The 23387-nt window shown below is 71.8% G+C and carries 23 protein-coding genes; 8 read left to right on the forward strand and 15 right to left on the reverse strand.

The window, feature by feature from the left end; all coding sequences use genetic code 11:
* Position 1: 1 nt before the first annotated feature.
* Positions 2-1408 carry a condensation domain-containing protein gene (locus tag DQE82_RS14660; protein WP_069088419.1) on the reverse strand — a complete coding sequence of 469 codons (1407 nt, stop codon included), beginning with the start codon at positions 1406-1408 and terminating at the stop codon, positions 2-4.
* Between the two features lie 65 nt (positions 1409-1473).
* Here DQE82_RS14660 and DQE82_RS14665 point away from each other — a divergent pair, with 65 nt between their 5' ends.
* The 3 genes from DQE82_RS14665 to DQE82_RS14675 all read left to right on the forward strand — a co-directional run bounded on the left by DQE82_RS14665 (position 1474) and on the right by DQE82_RS14675 (position 3835).
* Positions 1474-2154 (forward strand): 4'-phosphopantetheinyl transferase superfamily protein, encoded by a 681-nt coding sequence (locus DQE82_RS14665; protein ID WP_069088418.1) that lies wholly within the window; start codon positions 1474-1476, stop codon positions 2152-2154.
* A gap of 86 nt (positions 2155-2240) precedes the next feature.
* On the forward strand, positions 2241-2510 hold the full coding sequence (locus tag DQE82_RS14670; protein ID WP_030499105.1) for a phosphopantetheine-binding protein: 270 nt from the start codon (positions 2241-2243) through the stop codon (positions 2508-2510).
* Positions 2511-2512: 2 nt separating this feature from the next.
* The gene (locus DQE82_RS14675; protein WP_113972976.1) at positions 2513-3835 is read left to right on the forward strand and encodes a glycosyltransferase family 2 protein; all 1323 of its coding nucleotides are present in this window, start codon (positions 2513-2515) and stop codon (positions 3833-3835) included.
* 8 nt (positions 3836-3843) lie between these two features.
* On the opposite strand, the gene DQE82_RS14680 is transcribed toward DQE82_RS14675, so the two are convergent.
* The 4 genes from DQE82_RS14680 to DQE82_RS14695 all read right to left on the reverse strand — a co-directional run bounded on the left by DQE82_RS14680 (position 3844) and on the right by DQE82_RS14695 (position 7793).
* Entirely contained in the window at positions 3844-5082 is a 1239-nt protein-coding gene (locus DQE82_RS14680; RefSeq protein WP_043323254.1) for a beta-ketoacyl synthase, read from the reverse strand.
* A gap of 53 nt (positions 5083-5135) precedes the next feature.
* Complete coding sequence (locus DQE82_RS14685) at positions 5136-5396, reverse strand: acyl carrier protein (protein ID WP_030499102.1); 261 nt, start codon at positions 5394-5396, stop codon at positions 5136-5138.
* 95 nt (positions 5397-5491) lie between these two features.
* Complete coding sequence (locus DQE82_RS14690; protein ID WP_113972977.1) at positions 5492-6745, reverse strand: cytochrome P450; 1254 nt, start codon at positions 6743-6745, stop codon at positions 5492-5494.
* 76 nt (positions 6746-6821) lie between these two features.
* The gene (locus tag DQE82_RS14695) at positions 6822-7793 is read right to left on the reverse strand and encodes a PaaX family transcriptional regulator C-terminal domain-containing protein (protein ID WP_069088415.1); all 972 of its coding nucleotides are present in this window, start codon (positions 7791-7793) and stop codon (positions 6822-6824) included.
* Between the two features lie 242 nt (positions 7794-8035).
* Here DQE82_RS14695 and DQE82_RS14700 point away from each other — a divergent pair, with 242 nt between their 5' ends.
* Positions 8036-9403, forward strand: coding sequence for a PHB depolymerase family esterase (locus DQE82_RS14700; RefSeq protein WP_082930904.1), 1368 nt, complete (start codon positions 8036-8038; stop codon positions 9401-9403).
* Between the two features lie 67 nt (positions 9404-9470).
* Here DQE82_RS14700 and DQE82_RS14705 read toward each other — a convergent pair whose 3' ends face one another.
* From DQE82_RS14705 to DQE82_RS14750, 10 genes are all read right to left on the reverse strand, one after another.
* Positions 9471-10226 (reverse strand): GntR family transcriptional regulator, encoded by a 756-nt coding sequence (locus tag DQE82_RS14705; protein ID WP_064445588.1) that lies wholly within the window; start codon positions 10224-10226, stop codon positions 9471-9473.
* An 87-nt stretch (positions 10227-10313) separates the two neighbouring features.
* Positions 10314-11516, reverse strand: coding sequence for a dipeptidase (locus DQE82_RS14710; RefSeq protein WP_198033260.1), 1203 nt, complete (start codon positions 11514-11516; stop codon positions 10314-10316).
* Between the two features lie 29 nt (positions 11517-11545).
* A complete protein-coding gene (locus DQE82_RS14715) occupies positions 11546-12535 on the reverse strand; it encodes an ABC transporter ATP-binding protein (RefSeq protein ID WP_043323250.1) in 990 nt (329 codons plus the stop codon).
* Positions 12519-13502, reverse strand: a complete 984-nt coding sequence (locus tag DQE82_RS14720; RefSeq protein WP_043323248.1) for an ABC transporter ATP-binding protein — start codon at positions 13500-13502, stop codon at positions 12519-12521. The genes DQE82_RS14715 and DQE82_RS14720 overlap by 17 nt, the downstream gene beginning before the upstream one ends.
* Positions 13499-14335, reverse strand: coding sequence for an alpha/beta fold hydrolase (locus DQE82_RS14725; RefSeq protein WP_043323247.1), 837 nt, complete (start codon positions 14333-14335; stop codon positions 13499-13501). Before DQE82_RS14725 ends, DQE82_RS14720 begins: the two co-directional genes overlap by 4 nt.
* The gene (locus DQE82_RS14730) at positions 14332-15513 is read right to left on the reverse strand and encodes a Xaa-Pro peptidase family protein (RefSeq protein ID WP_113972978.1); all 1182 of its coding nucleotides are present in this window, start codon (positions 15511-15513) and stop codon (positions 14332-14334) included. The genes DQE82_RS14725 and DQE82_RS14730 overlap by 4 nt, the downstream gene beginning before the upstream one ends.
* 2 nt (positions 15514-15515) lie before the next feature.
* Positions 15516-16397, reverse strand: coding sequence for an ABC transporter permease (locus DQE82_RS14735; RefSeq protein WP_223200978.1), 882 nt, complete (start codon positions 16395-16397; stop codon positions 15516-15518).
* 64 nt (positions 16398-16461) lie between these two features.
* Positions 16462-17415, reverse strand: coding sequence for an ABC transporter permease (locus tag DQE82_RS14740; protein WP_043323238.1), 954 nt, complete (start codon positions 17413-17415; stop codon positions 16462-16464).
* A 32-nt stretch (positions 17416-17447) separates the two neighbouring features.
* The gene (locus DQE82_RS14745) at positions 17448-19073 is read right to left on the reverse strand and encodes an ABC transporter substrate-binding protein (RefSeq protein ID WP_069088411.1); all 1626 of its coding nucleotides are present in this window, start codon (positions 19071-19073) and stop codon (positions 17448-17450) included.
* The gene (locus DQE82_RS14750) at positions 19070-20272 is read right to left on the reverse strand and encodes a dipeptidase (protein ID WP_043323232.1); all 1203 of its coding nucleotides are present in this window, start codon (positions 20270-20272) and stop codon (positions 19070-19072) included. Before DQE82_RS14750 ends, DQE82_RS14745 begins: the two co-directional genes overlap by 4 nt.
* 324 nt (positions 20273-20596) lie before the next feature.
* Here DQE82_RS14750 and DQE82_RS14755 point away from each other — a divergent pair, with 324 nt between their 5' ends.
* The 4 genes from DQE82_RS14755 to DQE82_RS14770 all read left to right on the forward strand — a co-directional run bounded on the left by DQE82_RS14755 (position 20597) and on the right by DQE82_RS14770 (position 23366).
* Complete coding sequence (locus tag DQE82_RS14755; protein ID WP_176722809.1) at positions 20597-20977, forward strand: metalloregulator ArsR/SmtB family transcription factor; 381 nt, start codon at positions 20597-20599, stop codon at positions 20975-20977.
* On the forward strand, positions 20931-21398 hold the full coding sequence (locus DQE82_RS14760) for an SRPBCC domain-containing protein (protein WP_113972979.1): 468 nt from the start codon (positions 20931-20933) through the stop codon (positions 21396-21398). Before DQE82_RS14755 ends, DQE82_RS14760 begins: the two co-directional genes overlap by 47 nt.
* Before the next feature lie 115 nt (positions 21399-21513).
* A complete protein-coding gene (locus DQE82_RS14765) occupies positions 21514-22644 on the forward strand; it encodes an FtsX-like permease family protein (protein ID WP_113972980.1) in 1131 nt (376 codons plus the stop codon).
* On the forward strand, positions 22641-23366 hold the full coding sequence (locus DQE82_RS14770) for an ABC transporter ATP-binding protein (RefSeq protein ID WP_069088408.1): 726 nt from the start codon (positions 22641-22643) through the stop codon (positions 23364-23366). The genes DQE82_RS14765 and DQE82_RS14770 overlap by 4 nt, the downstream gene beginning before the upstream one ends.
* Positions 23367-23387: the final 21 nt, after the last annotated feature.

Here is a 23387-nt window from a genome sequence, read left to right on the forward strand (position 1 = left end):
GTCAGCCGCCCGCCGATCCCGGGATCACCCGGGTCGGGGCGGCGGGGTCGAGGGCCGCCTCCACCGCCACCTCCTCCACGCCGCGCAGCAACCGTTCCGCCTGTTCCTCGGTGAAGCAGCCGAAGTCGAAGATGACCTGGAGGTAGACCGTCTCCGGCTGGTCCTCGACGGTGATGAACACCTGCTCGGGCAGGTGGTCCAGCGGGCCGTCCCAGACCAGGAACGTCTCGTCGGCGCGGCGGCGGATCCGCTCGGCGGTCACCGGGTCGTCGTGCAGCCCGACGTCGGCCGCCTGCCGCGTGGTCACCCGCCGGTCGTTGATCCGGCAGCTGATCCGGGCCGGGTATCCGCGTTCGGTGTCCAGCCGGTCGGACACCTCCGCGAGCTGCGCCGGGTCGTAGTAGGCGTACTTCCCGGCCGACACCGCGGCCCGGCGGGCACGCGCCACCACCTCGTCCACAGTGGTGTCGGCGGTGTCGACGCGCAGCACGCCGTTCTGGCTCAGCGGGGCGATGGCCTCGGCGAAACCCGGCCGGAACCGGTTGCCGACGATGAGCTTCGCGGTGAGCGGACTGACGCCGGTGGCCCGGCCGATCGCGACCGCGATGACCGCCAGCAGCACGCGCGAGGTGTCGGTGCGGGTCCGCGCCGCGATGGCCCGCACCGCCAGGTACGCCGCCGGTGAGCTGAACCGGCCGTGCCAGTACCGGTGCCCCCGGCGCCCACCGGCGGCCGGCTCGCCGAACGTCAGCGGCGGGATGTCCCGCAGGTGCTCCGCCCAGTGCCGCACGGCCCGGTCGCTGACCCGGCGCAGCGGCGGCGTCTCCTCCCGCCGGCCCAGGTCGAGGATCTGCACGGTACGCGGGTCGGCGACCCGGCGGACCGGGCGGCCGGCGAGGCCCAGATCGGCCAGGAGCAGCGACGTGGCGGTGCCGTCGACCACGAGGTGGTCGATCGTGAGCACCCGGTGCACCAGGACGCCCCGGTGCCGGATCACCGCCATCTTCACCGACCAGTCGCGGTAGAGGTCGTAGTGGCTCAGCAGGCGGGCGTGGCCCAGGTCGTAGGCGAACGTGGCCACGTCGGCCGGGTCGGCGTCGTCGGGCACGTCCACCACGTCCAGGACCGTCTCGCCGGTGGCCGACACGACCTGGCACGGACCGCCGTCGCCCTCGCCCAGCCGCATCCGCAGCGCCGGGTGCCGGGCCATCAGCGCGGCGAACTCGGCCGCCACCTGCTCGACCGTGACGCCCGGCGGCACCGGGTGGGCGCCGCTGACGTTGTGCGTCCAGCCGGTCTCCCGCATGTCCTGCATGATGGCCTTCTGCCCCCAGGTCAGGGGCGCGACGCCGGCGCCCGGCCCGGCGAACGCGACGGGAACGTGGGCCTGGGCCGTCTGCGCGAACACCGGTCAATGAGAGCAACGGGCATCGGTGTGTGTCAACGCGACGGCGCACCGTTACGCTGCCGTCCATGCGGGACACCGTACGGGTCTGGGTGCTTGCGGCCGGGGCGCCGCCGGACGTGCTGGCCCGGTACCGGGCGGTGCTCGACCCGGCCGAGCGGGCCCGGGCCGCGCGGCTCGCCGCCGACGGGCTGCGGGACCGGTTCACGGTGGCGCACGGCGCGCTGCGCGTGCTGGCCGGGCGGGCCACGGGCGCGTCACCGGCGGCGCTGACCTGGCGTCGCGGCCGGTACGGCAAACCGGCGCTGACCGGGCCGTGGCGCGGCCTGCACACCAGCCTGTCCTACTCCGGCGATCTGGTCGCGGTGGCGCTCAGCGACGGCCGCCCGGTCGGGGTGGACATCCAGCACGTCGTGCCGGGCGGGGACCCGGTGCCGGCGTCCGCGCGCTTCTTCCACCCCCGGGAGGCGCGGCACGTCGCCGCCGGCCCCGACCAGGCCGCCCGGGCGCGGCGGTTCGTGCGGCTGTGGGCCCGCAAGGAGGCGGCCGTCAAGGCGGCCGGGGGCCGGCTGTGGCCCAACCTCGGGATGCCGGTGGACCGGGCCGACGTGGTCGAGTGCGCCGACCCGGCCGGCCGGCACCGGCTCGCCGACCTGGTCGCGCCACGGGGGTACGCGGTGGCGGTGGCGCTGGCCGGCGACGAGCCGTACGCCGTCGAGTGTCGCACCGACCTCGGTGACTGCCCGTGACCACCATCGCACCCGTTGACACTCACCGATCTCCCCTGCTCTGATGACTCCATGCTGGAGCGCGTGATCGATCCGTGGGAGCCCCGGTGCTAGAACACGACGCGCCGCCCCGGGACCAGGTCGTGGACCGCCTGACCGTGCTGCTGACCCGGATGCTGCGGCCGGACGCGCCGGTCACCGAGCAGACCCAGCTGATGGACGAGCTCGGCCTCAGCTCCTCGCTCGGCCTGGAGTTGCTGCTGGCGCTGGAAGACGAGCTGGAGATCCAGATCGACGTCGAGGAGCTGGACGAGGACCGGATGGCGACGCTCGGGGACCTGGCCGACTACATCACCGCCAACTCCACCGCGCGCTGAGCATGCCCACAGCGGACCGGCCCAGCCTGAGCGTGGTGGTGCCCGCGCACGAGAACCCGTCCGCGCTCGACACCACGCTGCGCTCGCTGACCCGGCAGACGCTGCCGGCCGCCGACTTCGAGGTCGTCGTCGGCGACGACGGGTCGGCCGTCGCGCTGGGCCCGGTGGTGGACGCGTACCGGGGCCGGCTGCGGATCGAGTACGTGCGCAGCGACCGGAACCGGGGGCGCAGCGCCAACCGCAACGCGGCGGCGGCCCGGGCCCGCGCGGCCACGCTGATGTTCCTGGACGCCGACACGGTGGCGCATCCCACGCTGCTCAAGCGGCACCGCGACTTCCACGCCGGGCGCGCCGGCCGGCCCGGGGTGCTGCTCGGCCAGCGGTACGACCTGGACTGGGCCGGCGCGGACGCGCTGCGCCGCGGCGAGCCGGTCGTGCCGGCGATGCTGGACGCCGAGCGCGGCGACCCGCGGCTGGAGGACATCGCCCTCCCGCAGCGGATGGGCGACTTCCCGAGCGCGCCCTGGGTGCTGGGCCTGACCCACAACGCGTCGGTGGACCACGAGTCGTTCCGGCGGGTCGGTGGCTTCGACGAGGCGATGGTCAAGTGGGGCTTCGAGGACCTGGAGTTCTTCTACCGGGTGTTCCACCTGCACGGCGCCCCGCCGGAGCTGTTCCGGCTGGACGTCGACGCGCTCTCCTACCACCTCCCGCACTTCCGCAAGACGTCCAACGGGATCGCCTCGATGGACAACATGAAGTACCTGCTGCGCAAGCACCTGCGCTACGACGTCGAGGTGCTGTACGGGATCAACACGTTCGGCCGGCACCTGGGCCGGATCCGGCTCTACGGCGCGGCCATCGAGGCGTACCGCTCCGGTGGGCTGGGCCGGCCGGACGTGCTGCCCGGGTCGCTGCGCGACGAGCTGGCCACGAGCGCCGCGCTGGTCGTCGGCAACGGCGTGTCCGCGCTCGACCTGGGCCCCGGGTCGCACACGTTCGACCACGACGCGCCGGTCGGCGGGACGAACTCCCACCTGCTCGGCACCGTGCTCCAGCAGTTCAAGGCCGGCGCGCTGGACCTGATCGTCAACGTCGACATGTGGCGCTGCCTGCTCCCCGAGGACCTGCCGGCGTTCCTCACCCGGGGGCTGCTCAAGGCCGACCGGATCGAGCTGGTCGCCACCCGTACCGGCCTGGACCAGCGCGCTCTGCTGCCGGTGCCGCTCGTCGCCGACCTGGACTACGTGGCCGACATGCTGCGCCCGCACTTCAGCGTCGCCGTCGCCGCGTACGACGCGGCCACGGTGATCACGCTCCGCTGACCCGCCGCTCAGGCGGGCCGCGCCAGGACGAGGCTGACGTTGTGGCCGCCGAAGCCGAACGAGTTCGACAGCACCGCGTCCACCGTCGTCGCGCGCGCCCGCCCACGGATGTGGTCGACCTCGCCGTCGCGCTCCGGCTCGTCCAGGTTGCGGGTGGGCGGCAGCAGGCCGCGGCGCAGCGCCTCGACCGCGATCGCCGCCTCGATCACGCCGGAGACGCCGAGCATGTGCCCGGTGACGCCCTTCGTCGAACTCAGCGGCGGCGCTTCCGCGCCGTAGACGTCGGCGAGCGCGGCCAGCTCGGCGGCGTCCCCGGCCCGGGTGCTGGTGCCGTGCGCGTTGACGTACCCGATGTCGGCGGGCTCCAGACCGGCGTCGCGGACGGCCAGGCGCATGCACCGGGCCGCGCCGGCGCCGTCCGGACGCGGCGTGGTCGGATGGTGGGCGTCGTTGGTGGCGCCCCAGCCGAGCACGTCGGCGTGCCGGCGGGCGCCGCGCGCGGCGGCGTGCGCGGCGCGTTCCAGCACGAACACCCCGGCGCCCTCGCCGAGGACGAGCCCGTTGCGGCGGCGGTCGAACGGGCGGCTCGCGGCGGCCGGGTCGGCCCAGCCGCGGGCGAGCGCCCGGGCGTTGCCGAACGCGTCGGCGAACGTCGGGAACAGCGGCGCCTCGGCGCATCCGGCGAGCACCACGTCCGCGTCGCCGGCGCGCAGGATGCGCAGCGCCTCGCCGATCGACTGCGCGCCGGCCGCGCACGCCGTGCCGATCGACGAGGTGTAGCCGTGGATGCCGAACTTGATCGCGATCCGGGCCGCACCCATGTTGGGCAGCGTGCCGGGCAGCATGTACGGGCTGACCCCGAACCGCCCGCGCCCGGCGCGGGCGAGCACCTGTTCCTCCAGCGTGGACAGTCCGCCGACGCCGGAGACGACGACCGCCACCCGGTAGCTGTCGACGTCGTGGCCGATCCGCAGTCCGGCGTCGGCGAGCGCGTCCTCGGCCGCGCGCAGCACCATGACTATCGACCGGTCCACGACGCGGGACTCCGGGCCGGGCAGCACGGTGGCCGGATCGATCGCCGGGGCGAACGCGGCGACGTCGACGACGCCGTGCAGCGGATGGTCGTGCGGCGGCCGGGTGAGCCCGGAGCGGCCGTCGCAGACCGCGTCGAACACCTCGGCGGCGGTCGCGCCGACCGGGCTGACGAGCCCGATGCCGGTGACCGTGACCCGTTCGCGCACGCTCACCGGAACCGGCGCGCCGGGGCGTGACGCGGCCGGGTGCCGTGCCCTGGCATCGGTCAGTGCGCCGAGGCCGGGGCGATCCGCGCCGCGACCGCGCGGCTGAACTCGCCGACTGTCATCATCGCCAGCTCCTCCGCCTCGTCGTCGTCGAACGCGACCCCGAACCGGTCCTCCACCCGCACCGCGAGCTCGGCCAGGCCGAGGGAGTCCACGTCGAGCCCGGCCGGGCCGAAGACGGTGTCGTCGTCGACGTCGCCGACGTCGTACTTCATTTCGGTCAGTGCGGCGAGGAGGAACGCGCGGATCTCATCGGTCATGTCCGGTGTTTCCCTTCCACGGTGCCTGGCGGCGCGCTCGACCTGCTCGACGGAACCTGTGAGGCGCGGAGCGGACACTCCGCGTAGCATCGACCTTACTCGATCAGGTTGGTTTGACAAGGCACCCGATCGGTCAGCCGTACCGGCAGCCGGTCGTACCCGCGCAGCATCAGCGCGCGGCGCGGCCCCGGTTCGGCGGTCAGCGCCGGGAAGCGGTCCAGCAGGCGGGGCAGCACCAGCCGCCCCTCGGCCCGGGCCAGCGTCGCCCCGAAGCAGTAGTGCGGCCCGGCGCTGAACGCCAGGTGCCGGTTGTCGGCGCGGGACGGGTCGAACCGGTCCGGGTCGGGGAAGCGGCGCGGATCCCGGTTCGCCGCGCCGGTCAGCACGACCACCGTCCGCCCGGCCGGCACCGGCAGGCCGGCGACCTCGGTGTCCGCCGCGGCGTACCGGACCGCGAAGTGCACCGGCGGCTCGTACCGCAGGATCTCCTCCACGTAGGACGCCGCCAGCGACGGGTCGGCGCGCAGCGCGGCCCGCGCGTCCGGCCGTTCGGTGAGCAGCACCAGCCCGTTGCCGAGCAGGTTCGCGGTGGTCCGGAACCCGGCGTTGTACATGATGATCAGGTTGGCGAGCAGCTCGTCGGCGGTCAGCCGGCCGGGTTCGTCGTCCAGGCCGCGCAGCAGCGCGGAGACGAAGTCGTCACGCGGGGTCGCCCGGCGCGCGGCGACCAGGTCGGTGAAGTACGCGGTCAGCTCCGCCGCCGCGACGTTGGCGGCCCGGACCTCGCGCATGGACCGGCGGCCGATCTCCAGCACCGCGTCGAACGCGCGGACCCGGGGCGGGAACCACTCCCGGTCCTCCTCCGGCACGCCCAGCAGCTCGCCGATGACGTCGCTGGGCAGCCGCAGCGCGAAGCGCGCCATGAAGTCGACGGGCCGGCCGTCCGCGCCCGCCTCGGCGAGCCGGTCGAGCAGGTCGTCGGCGATGCGCCCGATGGCCGGTTCCAGCGCGGCGACCCGGCGCGGGGTGAGCGCCTGGGAGAACAGGTGCCGGACCCGGAGGTGGTCGCGTTCGGCGGCGTTGAGCATGGACGACTGGAGGATCCGGGTCACCTGGTGCTGGCGCCAGCGGACGCCGGCCCGGTCCAGGTAGTCGGCGCCGAGCACCCGGAACACCGGGTCGCGCAGCACCCGGTTGACCGCTTCGTAGCCGTGCACGACGAGCGCGTGCGGGTCGCCCGGCCGCAGCCGGGCCGCCTCCCCCGCCTCGTGCAGCCGGGCGTAGAAGGGGTACGGGTCGCGCCGCACCTCGTCGCCGAGCAGCTCGTCGAGGGAGACGCGGACGCTCATGGCCACTCCTCGCGGTCACCGCAGTCCCGTGACCATAGACTCACCGGCGCCGATGTGTCCACGGGACGTCCGGCGGTCAGTCCGGGCCCGCCCCGCAGGCGTCCTCGCGTACGCCGGCGAGCATGTCGGCGGTCGTGTGCGCCTGGATGCCGGACGGCACCGGATCGGCGAACCGCGCGACGACCGCCCGCACGTGCCGTTGCGCGGGTTCGGCCAGTCCGTCGTAGACGGCGGTGAACAGGTCCCGGGCCGGCCGGCGCAGCCATCCGGCCGGAAGCAGCTCCAGCGGCAGCCGCGGGTCGAGCGTGGGGAACCGCCGGTAGGTGTCCATCACCTCGGTGCGGGCCCGCACCGCCGCCGGACCGTCGACCGACTCCAGCCGGGACGCCAGCGGGGTCCACCGGCGCAGGAAATCCTCGTACTGGGCGCTGATCGCGGCGATGTCCCAGGCGTCGACGGGGGCGCGCTGGCCGGTCACGTCGAGCGCGTCCTGCCGGCCCCGGAACACGGTGACCGCGCCGGGCGCGAGCTGCGCCAGTCGCGACCGGGCCGGCTCCGCCAGCTCGTACGGGGAGATCCACAGCCCGTCGTACAGCGGCGCGAAGCCGAGCCAGCGCAGTTGCCCGCGCAGGGCGCGGCGCTGCGTGCCGCGGTCCTGCGGCAGCGAGAACGCGACCACCGTCCAGCATCCGTCCCACGCCTGCGTGTCGGCGGTGGAGGCGACGATCCAGCTCCCGCCGGCGGAGAGGTCGGCGGCGGCGCCACGACTGAGCCGGTAGAAGCTGTTGCGGCCCTGCCGGCTGCCCTCCAGCACGCCGCGCCGGGCCAGCCGGCTGATCGCGGTACGCGCGCCGGCGCTCGTCACCCCGGTCTCGGCGAGCAGCTCGACGATCGCGGCGGACGGCAGCGGGGCCCGGGTACGCAGCGTGTAGTCGGCCAGGAGGGTCACCGCCACGCTCTGCGGCGAGGTGCCGGCCTGCCGCCGGGGCAGCCGTGGCGTGGGCGCCTCGTCCGGGTAGATCTCCTCGATGTCGAACGGGCTTGGCACACGCGCTCCGGGCTCGGCTCAGGGACGGAGCATCGACTCTAGACGAACGCCGCCGCAGCATATCGGCGTGCTTCGATTGACAGTTCACCGCCCGACGGGAACACTATGTGCCATATGAGCGCGGAGCCGGGCCGGGCAAGCCACATTCCGTGAGCGAGGCGCGACACCGCTGCCGTCCGGGCGGCCGGCGCGGCGCGTGACCGCTCATTCCCGCCTGCACACAGGCGATCGAAGGAGTCTCCGTGAGAATCAGAGCCAAGATGGTGGTGGCCCTGGCCGCGTCGCTGGTGGCGGCCGGCCTGGTGATCCCCACCGTGCAACCCGCGTACGCGGCGTCGCTGGCCGAGGTGACCAGCTTCGGCGACAACCCCGGGCGCATGCGCATGCACGTCTACGTGCCGGACAACCGCCCGTCCCGGCCGGCCACGGTGGTGGCCATGCACGGCTGCGGCGGTTCCGGCCCCGGCTTCTACTCCGGCAGCGAGTTCGCCGGGCTGGCCGACCGGTACGGCTTCATCGTGATCTATCCCAGCGCCACCCAGCAGGCCGGGTTCGGCAACTGCTTCGACACCTGGTCCGACGCGGCCAAGCGCCGCGGCGGCGGCAGTGACCCGGTGTCGCTCATCTCGATGGTCCGCTACGTGCAGCAGCAGTACGGCGCCGACCCGGACCGGGTCTACGCCACCGGCAGCTCGTCCGGCGGCATGATGACCAACCACATGCTGGCGCTCTACCCGGACGTCTTCAAGGCGGGCGCGGCGTTCATGGGGGTGCCGTTCAACTGCTTCGCCGGCGCCTCCGACTACCCGCCCGGGTCCAGCCAGTGCACCGGCGGGAACATGAACCGCACCCCGCAGCAGTGGGGTGACGCGGTCCGCCAGGCGTACCCCGGCTACACCGGGCCGCGTCCCCGCGTGCAGCTGTGGCACGGCACCAACGACACGCTCGTGCCGTACTCGCTGCTGCAGGAGACGATCGAGCAGTGGACGAACGTGTTCGGGCTCAGCCAGAACCCCACCTCCACCGACACGCCGCAGTCCGGCTGGAACCGGCGGCGCTACGCCGACTCCACCGGCACCGTGCAGGTCGAGGCGTACAGCATCCAGGGCGCCGGGCACAGCCTGCCGTCGTCCGGCATGGCTGCGGCGGCGATCGCCTTCTTCGGCCTGACCAGCACGCCCGGGCCGACCACGCCCCCGCCGGGACCGACCACTCCGCCGCCGGGGCCGACCACGCCCCCGCCCGGCCCCACCACCCCGCCGCCGGGACCGACCACGCCGCCGCCCGGCACCGGCGCCTGCTCGGTGCGCATCGAGCTGAACGCCTGGAACAACGGCCTGACCGAGAACATCACCATCAGCAACACCGGCTCGACCGCGGTGAACGGCTGGTCGCTGGCGTTCACGCTGCCCGGCGGCCAGACCATCACCTCCGGCTGGAACGCCTCGTACTCCCCCTCCTCGGGCCAGGTGACGGCGCGCAACGTCTCCTACAACGCGGCCATCCCGGCCGGCGGCTCGACCACCATCGGCTTCCAGGCCACGCACACCGGCAACGCCGGGCGGCCCAGCTCGTTCACCCTCAACGGCCAGTCCTGCACACTCACCTGACCGGCGTACCCCGACCCCGGTGACGTCCGGACGGCGGCCCCGCGACCCCGCGTCGCGGGGCCGCCGGCTACCCGGCCGGTGGGGCCGGTTCCGGAGCCCCGCCGCGGCTGATCCGCAGCGTCAACACGTCGGTGCGAACCGTGATGTGGCCGTGGAACAGCGCCGCTCCGCCCGTCCCGTAACCGACCTGGGTCGCGGTGACCAGCGGATGTCCGACCGCCACGCCGAGCCGCTCGGTGGCCTCGTCGTCGGCGAGCACCGCGGTGAGTTCGATCTCCGCCCGCCGCACCGGCATGCCGGTCGCGCTGGCCAGGAACTCGAACATGTCCAGGTCGATGCTGAGCAGCCCGGACGGGTCGAGGTCGCGGCCGTCGAACCGCAGCGGCAGGTGATCACGGATCCAGGCCGCCGGGACCCCGTCCACGGCGAAGAGCCGGTCGACCCGCCACACCGGCGAGCCCGGCTCCAGTCCGAGGACGCGCGCGCAGTCGGCCGGGCACTTCGCCCGGCTGACCGACGCGTCCTGAAGCGTCGGACGGTGACCCGTGGCGGTGATCCGGTCCCGCAGCGCGGTGACGTCACCGATGGACACCGGCACCCGCTCGGCGTCGTCGTGCACGAAGGTGCCGATCCCCCAGGTCCGGGTCACCACCCCCTCGGCGGCGAGCTGCCCCAGCACCTCGCGCACCGTCGCGCGGCTGACCTCCAGACGATCGGCCAGGTCCCGCTCGTTGGGCAGCTTCTCACCCGACCGGAACTCGCTGCCGATCAGCTGCCGCAGCCGGCCGTGCGCCGCCTGTAGCGCGGTTTCCCGCCGAGCCATCCGCCCTCACCTCATCACTGCCCGCCGCCGCGTCGGCGTACGGAGTGTAGTTCGTCCACGTCCGCTCGGACGATCACCGGCACGGCCTCACCACACCTGCTCCAGCACCCGGATGGTGTTGCCGCCGATCACCTTGGCGATCTCGTCGTCGGAGTAGTCGTGCGCCACCAGCCAGCCCACGATGTTCCCGAACGCCTCGCCCGGATTCTCCAGCCCGGACACGTACTCCACCCGCGGGTGCTGCGGACGGTTGCCGGCGTCGTGGGCGTAGTTGCCGGCGTAGGTGTCGTGCACCCCCACGTGGTCGCCGAACATGGTGTCCGGACCGAACGTGACGTGGTCGATGCCGACCAGGTCCACGCAGTAGGTGAAGTGGTCCATCACCGACTCGATCGAGTGGTGCTGGTGCGCCTGCGAGAGCGTGGTGTGCGGGGCGGCCTCGATGCCGATCACGCCACCCCGCTCGGCGCAGGCCCGGATCACCTCGTCCGGCTTCATCCGGGAGGTGTCCCAGACCGAGCGGGCGCCGGCGTGGGTGATGAACACCGGCACCCGGCTGGCCTCGATGACATCCAGGCAGGTCTGGTCGCCGGAGTGCGAGATGTCGATGGCGATCCCGAGCTTGTTCATCCGGTCCACCGCCCGGCGGCCGAAGTGCGTCAGCCCGCCGTCGTGCTTCTCCGACAGGCCCCCGCCGAGCATGTTCGCCTGGCTGTACGCGATGCCGAGCTGGCGTACGCCGAAGCCGTAGAGGATGTCGATCCGGTCCAGCTCGTTCTCGATCGGGCTGCTGCACTCCAGGCCCGCGACCAGGGCCAGCCGGCCGTCCCGCTTCGCGGCGTGGATGTCGTCCAGGGACGTGGCCAGGAAGACGTGGTCCTGCTTGTAGAGGTCACTCATCCGCATGCCGAGGGCGTAGACGAGGTCGTTCCACTTCCAGCCGTTCTCGCTCGTCACGCAGGAGGCGCCGGCCATGAAGTTGTCGAAGACGGCGGTCAGGCCGGAGCGCGCCAGCCCCTCGTATCCGGTGCGCTGGCGGGCGGTGCGGTTGTAGGCCCGCAGCTCGCTGACGTCGGCCGGCAGGACCACCGGATGCTCGTGCAGCGAGATGGCGGCGTGCTCGGTGAGCAGCCGCGTCACCCGCGCACGCTGAGCGTCGGTCAGGCCGAGGTCGTGCTCCGGCACCCGGCCGATCTCCTCGGCCAGCGTGAACACCCGGTAGTCCGAGTGCGGCTCCAGGTACGAGTACGACCTGTGACCCTTGTACCGGGGGGCGGGTTCTTGCAGCAAGACGCTTCTCCTTTGGCGATCGCCGGCCGTCACGCGGCCAGCGGGAAGTGGCAGGCGACCGGATGCGCGCCGGCGGCCAGCGGTGGTTCGGTGGTGGCACAGGTGTCGGCCGCCTGCCAGCAACGGGTCCGGAACCGGCAGCCCGAGGGCGGATCCACCGGACTGGGCGGGTCGCCGGCCAGCAGGATCCGCTGCCGCCCCTGCCGGCCGGCCGGGTCCGGCACCGGCACCGCCGACAGCAGCGCCCGGGTGTACGGGTGCCGGGGCGACTCGTAGAGGCTGACCTCGGGGCCGGTCTCCACGAGCTTGCCCAGGTACATCACTGCCACCCGGTCGGAGATGTGGCGCACCACGGACAGGTCGTGGGCGATGAAGACGTACGCCACGCCGAGTTCCTCCTGGAGCCGCTCCAGGAGGTTGACCACCTGCGCCTGGACCGACACGTCCAGCGCGGAGACGGGCTCGTCGCAGACGATGACGTCGGGGCTCAGCGCGAGCGCCCGGGCGATGCCGATGCGCTGGCGCTGCCCGCCGGAGAACTGGTGCGGGTAGCGGTCCAGGTGCAGGCCGGGGTCGAGACCGACCAGGTCGAGCAGCTCCTTGATCCGCTCGATCCGGCGCCGGCGGTCCAGCACGTCCGGATGGATCTCGAACGGCTGGAGCAGGATCTCCCGGATCGTGCGGCGGGGGTTCAGCGACGTGTACGGGTCCTGGAGCACGATCTGGATCCGCCGGCGCAGGGCCCGCAGCTCCCGTCCCCTGGCCTGGTGCACCACTGACGTGCCGAAGCGCACCGCGCCGGAGGTGGGCTGCTCCAGCCCGACGAGCATGCGGGCCAGCGTGCTCTTGCCGCAGCCGGACTCGCCCACCACGCCGAGCGTCTCGCCCCGGCGCAGGTCGAAGGAGACACCGTCGACGGCCTTGACCACGCCGCCGGAGGTGAACGGGACCCGTCCCTTGACCGGGAAGTGCTTGACCAGGTTCTCGACCCGCAGCACGACCTCATCGCCGGGTGGCATCGAGCACCTCCTCGTGGTGGTGACAGGCGCTGGCGCGATCGGCCGGCAGCGCCAGCAGCGGCGGCAGGACGACCCGGCACTCGTCGGTGGCCCGGGGGCAACGCAGGTGGAACGGGCAGCCGGCAGGGAGCCGAGCCGGGTTGGGCGGAGCGCCGGGAATCGCGTAGAGCTGCTCGTCGCGCCGGTCCACCCGGGGCATCGAGTTGAGCAGCCCCTCGGTGTAGGGGTGCGCCGGACCGGCGAAGATCTGCTCGACGGTGCCCCGTTCGACGATCCGGCCGGCGTACATCACCGCCACGTCGTCGGCGACCTCGGCGACCACCCCCAGGTCGTGGGTGATCAGCAGCAGGCCCATTCCGCTGTCCCGCTGGATCTCCGCGAGCAACTCCATCACCTGGGCCTGCACCGTCACGTCCAGCGCGGTGGTGGGCTCGTCCGCGATCAGCAGGTCCGGTTCCAGGGCGATGGCCAGCGCGATCATGATGCGCTGGCGCATGCCCCCGGAGAACTGGTGCGGATAGTCCCGCATCCGGTCCTTGGCCGCCGGGATCCGCACCCGGTCGACCAGTTCGACGGCGCGGCGGCGGGCGTCGGCCCGGGACATGCCCCGCCGGACCCGCAGCACCTCCACGATCTGGTGTCCGACGGTGAAGACCGGGTTGAGCGCGGCCATCGCGTCCTGGAAGACCATCCCGATCTCCTCGCCGCTGACCCGCTCCCGCTGCTTGCGTGACAGGGTCAGCAGTTCCCTGCCCCGCAGCTGGACCGAGCCGCTGACCGTCGCCGGCGGCACGTCGAGGATGCCCGTCACCGCCTGCGCGGTGACGCTCTTGCCGGAGCCGGACTCACCGAGGATGGCCAGGGTCTGCCCCGACTCGATCCGCAGCGACACCCCGTTCACCGCGTTGACCGGCCCGGTCGGACCGGGGAACGCGACCTTCAGGTCGGCGATCTCCAGCAGGCTCATCGGAGCACTCCGGCGCGGCTGAGGAAGTCCCGCACCACCTGCTGGAACAGCTCCGGCTCCTCCAGTTGCGGCGAGTGGCCGGAGGACTCGAAGACCACCAGCTCGCCGCGGGGCACCAGGTCCGCGATGACCTGCGAGGCGGCCACCGGGGTACGCCAGTCGTGCCGGCCCACCGTCACCAGGGTCGGGCACGTGATCGACGGCAGCTTCGGCTTCAGGTCGTAGCGGGGCATGTTCTGCCCGAAGGCGGCGTTGTGGGTGCGGTAGTGGAACCGGGTGGCGGCCAGCCGCGCCTCGTCCTTTGCCGGGTCGTGCTGGTGGTCGTAGAGCGGCAGGATCGCTTTCCAGTACTCGCGCAACTGCTCGTTGCTCTCGAACCGGCCGGTGCCGATCCGGTCGATGACCCACTCCGGGATCACCGAACGGTCGGTGTTACGGGCCCGCTCCACCGCGAGGTGGTCGTGCGCGGTGTCCGCGGCGGTGTCCCGCAGCACCAGCGCGGAGACCCGCTCCGGGTGGGCGATGGCGTACTCCATGGCGATGAACCCGCCGTACGAGCCGCCGGCCATGACGATCGTCTCGTAGCCGAAGTGCGCGCGGATGGCGTCCACGTCGGCCACCCACTGCTCGTGGGTGAACGGTTCGTCGTCGCTGGACTCGCCGGAGCCGCGGGCGTCGAAGACGATGACCCGCATGCGGTCGGCGAACGGGCCGAACGAGCGCTTCGGCTCCTGGCGGGAGCCGAGGCCCGGCGCACCGTGGTGCACGATCATCGCCGGGCCGTCGACCGGGCCGAACGCCTCGACGACCAGTTCCGCTCCGTTGATTCTCATCGGACCCCCTCGATGATGTTGGACGCCAGGTCACGCGGGTACCGGGTGAGCCGGCGCGGGCCGTCGTCCTGTACCAGGACCGTGTCGGAGATGCGGTAGCCGGCGTGGCCGGGCACGTAGACGCCGGGCTCGCTGGACAGCAGCATCCCGGAGGCCAGCACGGTGTGGTCCCCGTCCTCGACCCAGGGCGCCTCGTGGTTCTGCAGCCCGATGCCGTGGCCCTGCCGGTGCCGGATGTAGTCGCCCAGGCCCCGGTCCCGCAGGACGTCCAGGCAGATCCGGTTGACCTCGGCGCAGGTACGCCCGGCGATCATCGCCTGGGTGCCCACCTCCTGCGCCTCCCGGTCGGCCTCGTAGTAGCGCACCTGTTCGGCGGTGGGCTCGCCGATGACGAATGTCCGCTCGCTCTCCACGAACCGGCTGGCCACCGCCGCGCCGAGGGAGAGGATCAGGGTGTCGCCCGGCTGGAGCCGCCGACGGGTCGGCAGGCCGTGCGGCAGGGCGGAGTTCGGGCCGGCGTAGACCAGCCCGCCGGCCAGCTTGGTGGTGTAGACGACCAGGTCGTACTCGGCGTACATCCGGTCGGTGCCGAAGCCGATCACGTGCCGGGCGATCTCGTCCTCACGCGGCAGCGGCCGCCCGGCGGCGAGCGCCTCCTCGATCAGGGCCCGTCCGGCGGCCAGCATCTCGTCGCAGATCCGCGCGGCCGCCTCGTGGAACGGGATCTCCTCGGGGAACTTGCGCAGCCGCAGCTCGGCGACCGCGTCGGTGGTCTCCAGCGTGGCCCCGCCGATGGCCCGGGACAGCGCCCGGAACGCGCCGACCGAAAGGCCCGCGCCCACGCCGATACGGCGGACCGGACCGCCCGGACGGGACAGCGCCGAGGCGAGCGTCTCCTCGGCGGTGACCACGCCCGGGTACTCGAAGTACGTGACGGTCTGGACCGTCACGCCCTGCTGGGCCGCGTACTCCTCGTCGAGGCGCGGGATCACCAGCAGCGGATCCCCCGTCCGCGGCAGCCAGAGGTACACCGGACGTTCGGTGGCGATGTAGAAGAAGCCACTGAGGAAGGCGACCTCCGCCGGCGAGGTGGCCAGGAACCCGTCCAGCCCTCGTTGTTCGAGCGCCTCGGCGAGCCGGCCACGGACGCTGTGGTAGAAGCTCTCGGGCAGTCGCATGGTCAGCCTCCGTTGCGACGGGGGTCGCGGGTGTCGTTGAACCGGGTTCCGGCGAGGGTCGCCGCCAGCACCAGGAACAGGATCGCCAGGGACGGGAAGAGCGTCTGCCACCAGGCGATCGCGATCGTGCCGCTGCGCTGGGCGTTGAGCAGGATGCGTCCCCAGGACCAGGCGTCCGGGTCGCCGAGCCCGAGGAAGCTCAGGCCGGCCTCGGAGATCACCGCCCGGGAGGCGGTGAGCAGCACGCTGACCACCATCAGCGAGACGACGGCGGGCAGGATCTCCCGGGTGACGATCCGCCAGCCGGTGGCGCCGAGCACCCGCGCGCCGTCGATGTAGGGCATCGCGCTGATCACCAGGCCCTGTGACCGGATCAGCCGGGCCACCTCGGGCCAGGCGAAGAACCCGATGATCAGGGTCAGCGTCGTGACGCTCGGGCTCACCACCGCCGCCAGCATGATCATCAGCGGCAGGGTGGGCAGCGCCAGCATCACGTCGGTGATCACCGTGGCGACCGCGTCGAACGGCCGGAAGTACGCCGCGGCCAGCCCGATCGCGGTGCCCAGCACGATGGCGAGCAGCGAGGCGGCCAGGCCGATCACCATGCTGGTCCGGGTGCCCCAGACCACCTGGGCGAAGATGTCCTGCCCGAGGTCGTCGGTGCCGAACCAGTGCGCCCCGGAGGGCGGTTGCAGCACGTCCGCGCCGGCGCCGGCGGGCTCGTCGGCGATCAGCGGCGCGAAGACCGCCAGCACCGCCATCACGAGCAGCACCAGCACCGACAGCGCCACGACGGGCTGACGCAGGTAGCCGGAGAGGAAGGACCGCCTGGGCGCGGCCGGGGCCGGCGGGAGCGCCTGCTCGGTCAGCACGGGGGCACTCACGGCACCCTCCCTTCGGTGGTGGCGGCGAACGGATCCGGGCGACGCGCCGGGACGCGGCGCGCGCTCACAGCCGGATCCGGGGGTTGAGGACCGCGTAGAGCATGTCGGTCAGGGCGTTGGCGATCACCACGGTGACGGCGAGCATGATGAACGCCCCCTGGATCACCGGGTAGTCCTGCTGCCCGACCGCCTCGTAGATCAGCCGGCCGACCCCGGGGTAGGCGAAGACCGTCTCGGTCAGCACCGCGCCGCCGACCAGGGTGCCCAGTTGCAGGCCCATCAGGGTCAGTGCCGGCAGGATCGCGTTGCGCAGGCCGTGCTTCCACACCCGACGCCGGGCCGAGAGACCACGCGCCTGCGCGGCGCGGATGTAGTCCTCACCGAGGACCTCGATCATGTTGGTACGGAGGGTCAGCGCGTACGGGCCGAGCTGCACCAGGACCAGGGAGAGCACCGGCAGCACCAGGTGGTGTGCCAGGCTCAGGTAGGCCGCCGCGCCCCGGGTGTCCGGGTCGATCGCCCCGCCGATCGGAAACCAGCCGAGCTGGGCGCCGAAGAAGACCAGCAGCAGGATCGCGACGCTCGGCACGAACAGCGCGTTGGCGCTGATCCCGAAGCCCTGCAACGCGCGGTCGAGCCACTTGCCGCGGTTGACCGCGGCGGCCACGCCGATCGGGATGCCGACGGCGACGGTCAGGACGAACGCGCTGCCGGCCAGCAGCAACGTCCAGGGAAGCCGGTCGAGGATGATGTCGGTGACCGGCTGGATCTGACGGAACGAGATGCCCAGGTTGCCCTGGACCAGCTCGCGCAGGTACGACACGTACTGCTCCCACAGCGGACGGTCCAGGCCGTACGTCTTGAGCAGCGCCGCCTGCATCTCCGGTGTCATGTCGCCCTCGACCATGAGGGTCGTGGGGTCCCCCGGCAGGAGCCGGAGCAGAAAGAACGTCGAAGTGATCGCGATCCACACGGTCAGGACGGCCTTCAGTGCCCGGCTGAGCACGAAACGCGCCACGGGGGACCCCTCCTCTCGTCTGGTTGGGTGGGTTACTTGACCGGGGTGACCTGGGCCAGCGAGTACGCGGTGACCATGCCGAGCAGGTCCGACGGCGACGGGACGAAGCCGGTGAACTTGCTGGCGTTGTAGGCGAACTGGAAGTTCTCCACGTACAGCGGGGTCAGGTACGCCTGCTCGTGCACGACCTTGTCAATGTTCTTGATCTTGGTCTTGAACGCCTCCACGTCGGTGGTGCCGGCCGCGTCGTTGATCAGCGCGTCCATCTCCGCCGACTCGAGCAGGTTGTAGTTGATGCCACCCGGGTTGCTGGACAGGTAGGTGCTGCGCAGCTGGTCCATCGGGTTGTCGAAGACACCCCACTGCGAGGCGTCGATGTCGTACTCGCCGTTCTTGGTGCGGGTGAGGAAGGTGTTCCGCTCCACGCACTCGTTCTCCAGCTTCACGCCGGCCTTGGCCGCGCTCTCCCGGAACAGCTGCACGACCCGGGTGATGTTGGCGTTGGACTGGTCGCACGCCACGCCGAACTTCAGCTCGTCGAAGAAGCCGTCGTTGTTGGCGTCCTTGTAGCCGGCCGCGCTCAGCTTGGCCTTCGCGCCCTCCGGGTCGAACGGGTACGGCTGCAGCTCGGTGTTGTCGTACTCGGAGAAGATCGGCGAGATCGGGCCGGCCATCTGCTGGCCGTCGCCCTGCAGCACGGCCGAGATGATCGCCTTGGTGTCGACCGCCATCGACAGCGCCTGCCGGACGTCCTGGTCGGCGAGGTACTTGTTCTTCATGTTGTAGGTCAGGTGCGCGAAGCCGAGTGCGCCGACCTTCTTCAGCTTGATCTTGTCGTCGTTCTCGAAGGTCTTCGCCGCCGAGACCGGCACCGGGGTGCCCATCATGTCGATGTCGCCGTTGCGCAGCGCCAGCATCATGGTGTTCACGTCCGGGTAGACCCGGTACTCGACCTGGCTCACCGCGGCCTTGCCACCCGGCGCGAGCGGGTAGTGCTCGTTGCGCTTCATGACGTAGCGCTGGCCCTTGGTGATGCTGTCCAGGACGAACGGCCCGGCGCCGACCCAGTTGGAGTCGTTGGCGAACTTGGACAGGTCACCGGCCGGCTCGAAGACGTGCTTCGGCACGACCGACATCCAGAAGCCGACGCCCTCGGCGAACGGCGCGTACGGCTGCGAGAGCTTGAACTTCACAGTGGTCGCGTCCGGCGCCTCGACCGACTCGACCCAGGTCAGCTTCGCCGCGACGTTGCCGAGCTTGTACTTCATGATCGACTCGGCGGAGAACTTCACGTCCTCGGCGACCACCGGCTTGCCGTCGGTCCACTTGAAGTCGTCGCGCAGCACGAAGACGGCGGTCTTGCCGTCGTCCTCGTAGCGGTACTCCTTGGCCAGCTCGGGCGACTTCTTCGCGTTCTCGTCGATCCGCAGCAGGTGCGGGTACATCGCGTTGAGGATCCACGAGTCGGTCTTGCTCAACGACTGGAGCGGGTTGAAATTGCTCACGTCGGTGGTGGTGCCGATCCGCAGCACCGAGTCCGACGACGAGCCGCTGGAGGAGGAGGTCTCCTCGTTCAGACCGCAGCCGGAGACACCGAGCGTGGCCGCCACGCCGAGCGCGACAGCGAGCCGCCACCGACCCTTGACTGTCTTGTTCACCAAACCTCCTGAAGAACCCGGATGATGTTGCCGCCGATGACCTTGGCGATCTCGTCGTCGGAGTAACCGTGCGTGACCAACCACCCGACGATGTTGCTGAAGCACTCCGCCGGGTTCTCCATGCCACTCACGTACGGAACCCGAGGGTGGTCCACCACTCCGTGGGCCTTTCCGATCGCCAGGTGCTGGGTAAAGCTGTCGTGCAGTCCGACGTGGTCACCGAAATTGGTGTCCGGGCCGAACGCGACGTGGTCGATGCCGACCAGTTCCACGCAGTAGGTGAAGTGGTCCATCACCGACTCGATCGAGTGGTGCGGGTGGTCGCCGGAGAGGGTGGTGTGCGGAGCGGCCTCGATGCCGATCACGCCACCCCGCTCGGCGCAGGCCCGGATCACCTCGTCCGGCTTCATCCGGGGGGTGTTCCAGACCGAGCGGGCGCCGGCGTGGGTGATGAACACCGGCACCCGGCTGGCCTCGATCACGTCCAGCGACGTCTGGTCGCCGGAGTGCGAGATGTCGATGGCGATCCCGAGCTTGTTCATCCGGTCCACCGCGCGCCGGCCGAAGTGGGTCAACCCGCCGTCGCGGTCCTCGGAGAGGCCGGAACCGAGCATGTTCGCCTGGCTGTACGCGATGCCCATCTGGCGTACGCCGAAGCCGTAGAGGATGTCGATCCGGTCCAGCTCGTTCTCGATCATCGTGGCTGCTTCCAGGCCGGCCACCAGGGCGATCTGCCCGTTGCGCTTGGCCTCGAAGATCTGTTCGAGCGTGGTCGCCACCACCACGTGGTCCTGCTTGGCGACGTCGGCGAAGCGCAGGCCGATGTCGTAGATGACGTCGTCCCACTTCCAGGCGTGCTCGCTGGTCACGCAGCCGGTGCCGTTCATGAAGTTGTCGAAGACCGCGGTCATGCCGGACCGGGCCAGGCCCTCGAACCCGAAGGAGTTGCGGCCGGTGCGGTTGTAGTCGCGCAACTGCGTCACGTCGGCCGGCAGGATCTTCGGGTGCTCGTGCAGCGAGATGGCCATGTGCTCGCGCAGCAGCCGGGAGACGCGGGCACGCTGGTCGTCGGTCAGGCCAAGGTCGTGTTCCGGCACCCGGCCGATCTGTGGCGCGAGCTCGAAGACCTTGTAGTCCACATGCGGCACCAGGTAGTCGAAGGACCGGTATCCGGCGTAGCGGGGGGCGGGTTCCTGCACTGGTCTACTCACCTCGTCAGCTAGAGGCATGAGGAGTGAGGTCTGACCTCATGCCTCGTGGAACGTACCGAGCGCAAGCACGGCACAGGAATACCTCGTGACCTTTCCGTTACCGGAATCGGGGAACATTCCCGCAGGTCGGGACCGGGCTCCGGCAAGCAGGCCGAGCAACTGAGCCGGCCCCGGCCGAATGCACGAGGCGATCGGGCCGAACGGCGGACCGCGCCTCGATCACCCCCAGTGGTCAGACCACTCGACGGCGAAATGCACGCCGAATGCGCGGCAATGGTGAACCAAGGGGTTCAGTGTTGTACGGTGAACCATGTGGTTCAGCAAGAGACGCTCGACCGGGTCTTCGCCAGCCTGGCCGACCCCACCCGACGCGACATCCTGATCCGGCTCGGCACGGGTCCGGCCACCATCAGCGAGCTCACCGGGCCCACCGGGATGAGCCTCACCGGCATGCGCAAGCACGTCCGCGCGCTGGAGGACGCCGGTCTCGTGGTGACGCAGAAGGTCGGCCGGTCCCGACAGTGCCGGCTCAGCGAGGCCCCGCTGGACACGGCGATGGCCTGGATCAGCTTCTACCGGCGCCTCTGGGCACGCCGCCTGGACGGCCTCGACGCCTATCTCACTCTCACCACGGAGGACCGTGACCATGACGCTCCAGATCCACCTGACCCGACAGCTTCCGGGCACGCCTGAGGAGGCGTTCGACGCCTACACCGACGCCGGCAAACAGAAGATCTGGTTCGGCATCCTGGACGAGGAGCCGGGCATCGCGGAGATCGACGTCGACCTGCGGGTCGGCGGGAAGCAGACAGCCGTCTGGGGGCCCTCCCCCGACATGCTGTTCCGCGAGACCCAGACGTTCCTGGAGATCGACCGCCCGCACCGCCTGGTCACCGAGTCCTCCGGCAGCAGCCCGGACGGCGAGACGATGACCACCCGCGTCGAGGTCACCTTCGAGGAGAAGGACGGCGGCACGCTGATGACCGTGACGCAGAGCGGCTTCCCGGCCCCGGAGCTGCGCGACTTCTTCGCCACCGAGGTGTGGACCGGGGCGTTCGCCCGCATCGAGGCGTACCTGACGCGGGAGCGCGGGACGCTGCCCTCGCCCGGCTGACCGGCCGAGCCGTCACGGATTGTGGTCGGGTAGACAGCGCCGGATCCCGCTTTTTGCCGACACCGCGTTGGTAAGATCGCGACATGGTGTCGACAAACATGAGAGGTGGCGGCTGATGTTCCTGGCCATTCGTGAGCTGGGGTTCGCGCGGCTGCGATTCGCCCTGATGGGAGCCGTGATCGTGCTGATCTCGGTGCTGATGGTGATGCTGTCCGGCCTGTCCGTCGGACTGGTCCGCGACGGCGTCTCCGGGCTGCAGAACCTTCCGGTCACCTCGTTCGCGTTCGCCCACGGCGTGCAGCACGACTCGGCGTTCTCGCGCAGCGTGGTGGACGCCTCGACGGTGGACACCTGGCGCGAGCAGCCCGGGGTGGCGGAGGCGACCCCGTTCGGCAACACGCTCATCAACGGGCGTACCGACCGGGGCACCGAGGTCGACCTGGCGCTGTTCGGCGTCGAGACCGACTCGTTCCTGTCGCCCGCGGTCAGCGAGGGCGACCGGCTCGGCCCGGCGGACGGGATCGTGGTGAGCCCCACCGCGATCGACGCGGGCCTGCGCGTCGGCGACACCGTGACGGTGGACCGGCTCGGCACGAAGCTGCGGGTCGTCGGCGTCACCGAGCAGCAGGACACCTTCGGCCACGTCGACGTGGCGTACGTACCGCTGGCCACCTGGCAGGCGGTCAAGTCCGGCACGCCGGCCGGCACGCAGGTGTCGGCACAGGCCACCCAGGAGATCACCGCCGTCGCGGTCCGCGCGGCCGACGGCGACTCGGTGGACCTGGCCGCGGGCGACAAGGCCGCCGGCACGGAGAGCCTGACGCTGGAGGAGTCCTACGGCGCCTCGCCGGGCTACACCGCCGAGACGACGACGCTCCAGCTGATCCAGGGCTTCCTCTACGCGATCTCGGCGCTCGTGGCCGGCGCGTTCTTCGCGGTCTGGGCGATCCAGCGCAAGCAGGAGGTCGCCGTGCTGCGGGCGCTGGGCGCCTCGACCGGCTGGGTGCTGCGCGACGCCCTCACCCAGGCGCTGATCCTGCTGGCCCTCGCCATCGCCGTCGGCATGGGGATCGGACTCGGCCTCGGCGCGCTGATCTCCGGCGGCAACGTGCCGTTCGCGCTGCACCCGCAGAGCATCGCCGCCGCCGCGACCGGACTGCTCGTGCTCGGCCTGGTCGGCGCGGCAGCCGCCGTCGTCCGCCTCACCTCCATCGACCCGGCGACCGCCCTGGGAGGCAACCGATGAGCAGCCGGACCACAGCATCCCCCTCGACGACGGGCACCGCGCCGGCCGACCTCGGCCTGGTCATGCGCGGCGTCCACCTGCGGCACGGCGACGGCGCGGAGACCGTGCACGCGCTCGACAACGTGGACCTGACCGTCGCGCCGGGCGAGCTGGCCGCGATCGTCGGGCCGTCCGGCGCGGGCAAGTCCAGCCTGCTCGCCGTCGCCGGCGGGCTGGCCCGCCCCGATCAGGGCGCCGTCACAGTGGCCGGCCACGACATGACCGTGTCCAGCCGCCGAGCGCGCACCGAGCTTCGCCGCCGGCACGTCGGGTTCGTGTTCCAGTCGGGCAACCTGCTGCCCGCGCTGACCGCCGCCGACCAGCTGCGCCTGCCGCTGCGACTGGGCGGGCGGCGGGACCGCGCCGGACGCGACCCGCTGGAGATGCTCGCGCACGTCGGCCTGGCCGGTAAGGCCGACCGCCGGCCGCACCAGCTCTCCGGCGGCGAGCGCCAGCGCGTCGGCATCGCCCGGGCGCTGATGACACAGCCGTCCGTGCTGCTGGTGGACGAACCGACAGCGGCGCTGGACCGGGCCCGCAGCCACGACATCGTCCAGCTGCTCGCCCAGGAGGCACGGGAGCGGTCGGTGGCGGTGGTCATGGTCACTCACGATCACGACGTGCTGCAGTACTGTGACACCGTCTACGAGATGATCGACGGCAAGCTCGCCACGAGCAGCTGACCGCGACGGCAGGGCGCGACG

This window comes from Micromonospora sp. LHW51205 (genome assembly GCF_003315815.1).
In the GTDB taxonomy this organism is placed as follows: Bacteria; Actinomycetota; Actinomycetes; order Mycobacteriales; family Micromonosporaceae; genus Micromonospora; species Micromonospora chalcea.

Excerpts from the sequence above, each read along its gene's own strand:
- DQE82_RS14665 (WP_069088418.1), top strand. The coding sequence starts at position 1,474 with ATGCGGGACACCGTACGGGTCTGGGTGCTTGCGGCCGGGGCGCCGCCG.
- DQE82_RS14675 (WP_113972976.1), top strand. The coding sequence starts at position 2,513 with ATGCCCACAGCGGACCGGCCCAGCCTGAGCGTGGTGGTGCCCGCGCAC.
- DQE82_RS14685 (WP_030499102.1), bottom strand. The coding sequence starts at position 5,396 with ATGACCGATGAGATCCGCGCGTTCCTCCTCGCCGCACTGACCGAAATG.
- DQE82_RS14690 (WP_113972977.1), bottom strand. The coding sequence starts at position 6,745 with ATGAGCGTCCGCGTCTCCCTCGACGAGCTGCTCGGCGACGAGGTGCGG.
- DQE82_RS14705 (WP_064445588.1), bottom strand. The coding sequence starts at position 10,226 with ATGGCTCGGCGGGAAACCGCGCTACAGGCGGCGCACGGCCGGCTGCGG.
- DQE82_RS14715 (WP_043323250.1), bottom strand. The coding sequence starts at position 12,535 with ATGCCACCCGGCGATGAGGTCGTGCTGCGGGTCGAGAACCTGGTCAAG.
- DQE82_RS14720 (WP_043323248.1), bottom strand. The coding sequence starts at position 13,502 with ATGAGCCTGCTGGAGATCGCCGACCTGAAGGTCGCGTTCCCCGGTCCG.
- DQE82_RS14725 (WP_043323247.1), bottom strand. The coding sequence starts at position 14,335 with ATGAGAATCAACGGAGCGGAACTGGTCGTCGAGGCGTTCGGCCCGGTC.
- DQE82_RS14730 (WP_113972978.1), bottom strand. The coding sequence starts at position 15,513 with ATGCGACTGCCCGAGAGCTTCTACCACAGCGTCCGTGGCCGGCTCGCC.
- DQE82_RS14760 (WP_113972979.1), top strand. The coding sequence starts at position 20,931 with ATGACGCTCCAGATCCACCTGACCCGACAGCTTCCGGGCACGCCTGAG.
- DQE82_RS14765 (WP_113972980.1), top strand. The coding sequence starts at position 21,514 with ATGTTCCTGGCCATTCGTGAGCTGGGGTTCGCGCGGCTGCGATTCGCC.
- DQE82_RS14770 (WP_069088408.1), top strand. The coding sequence starts at position 22,641 with ATGAGCAGCCGGACCACAGCATCCCCCTCGACGACGGGCACCGCGCCG.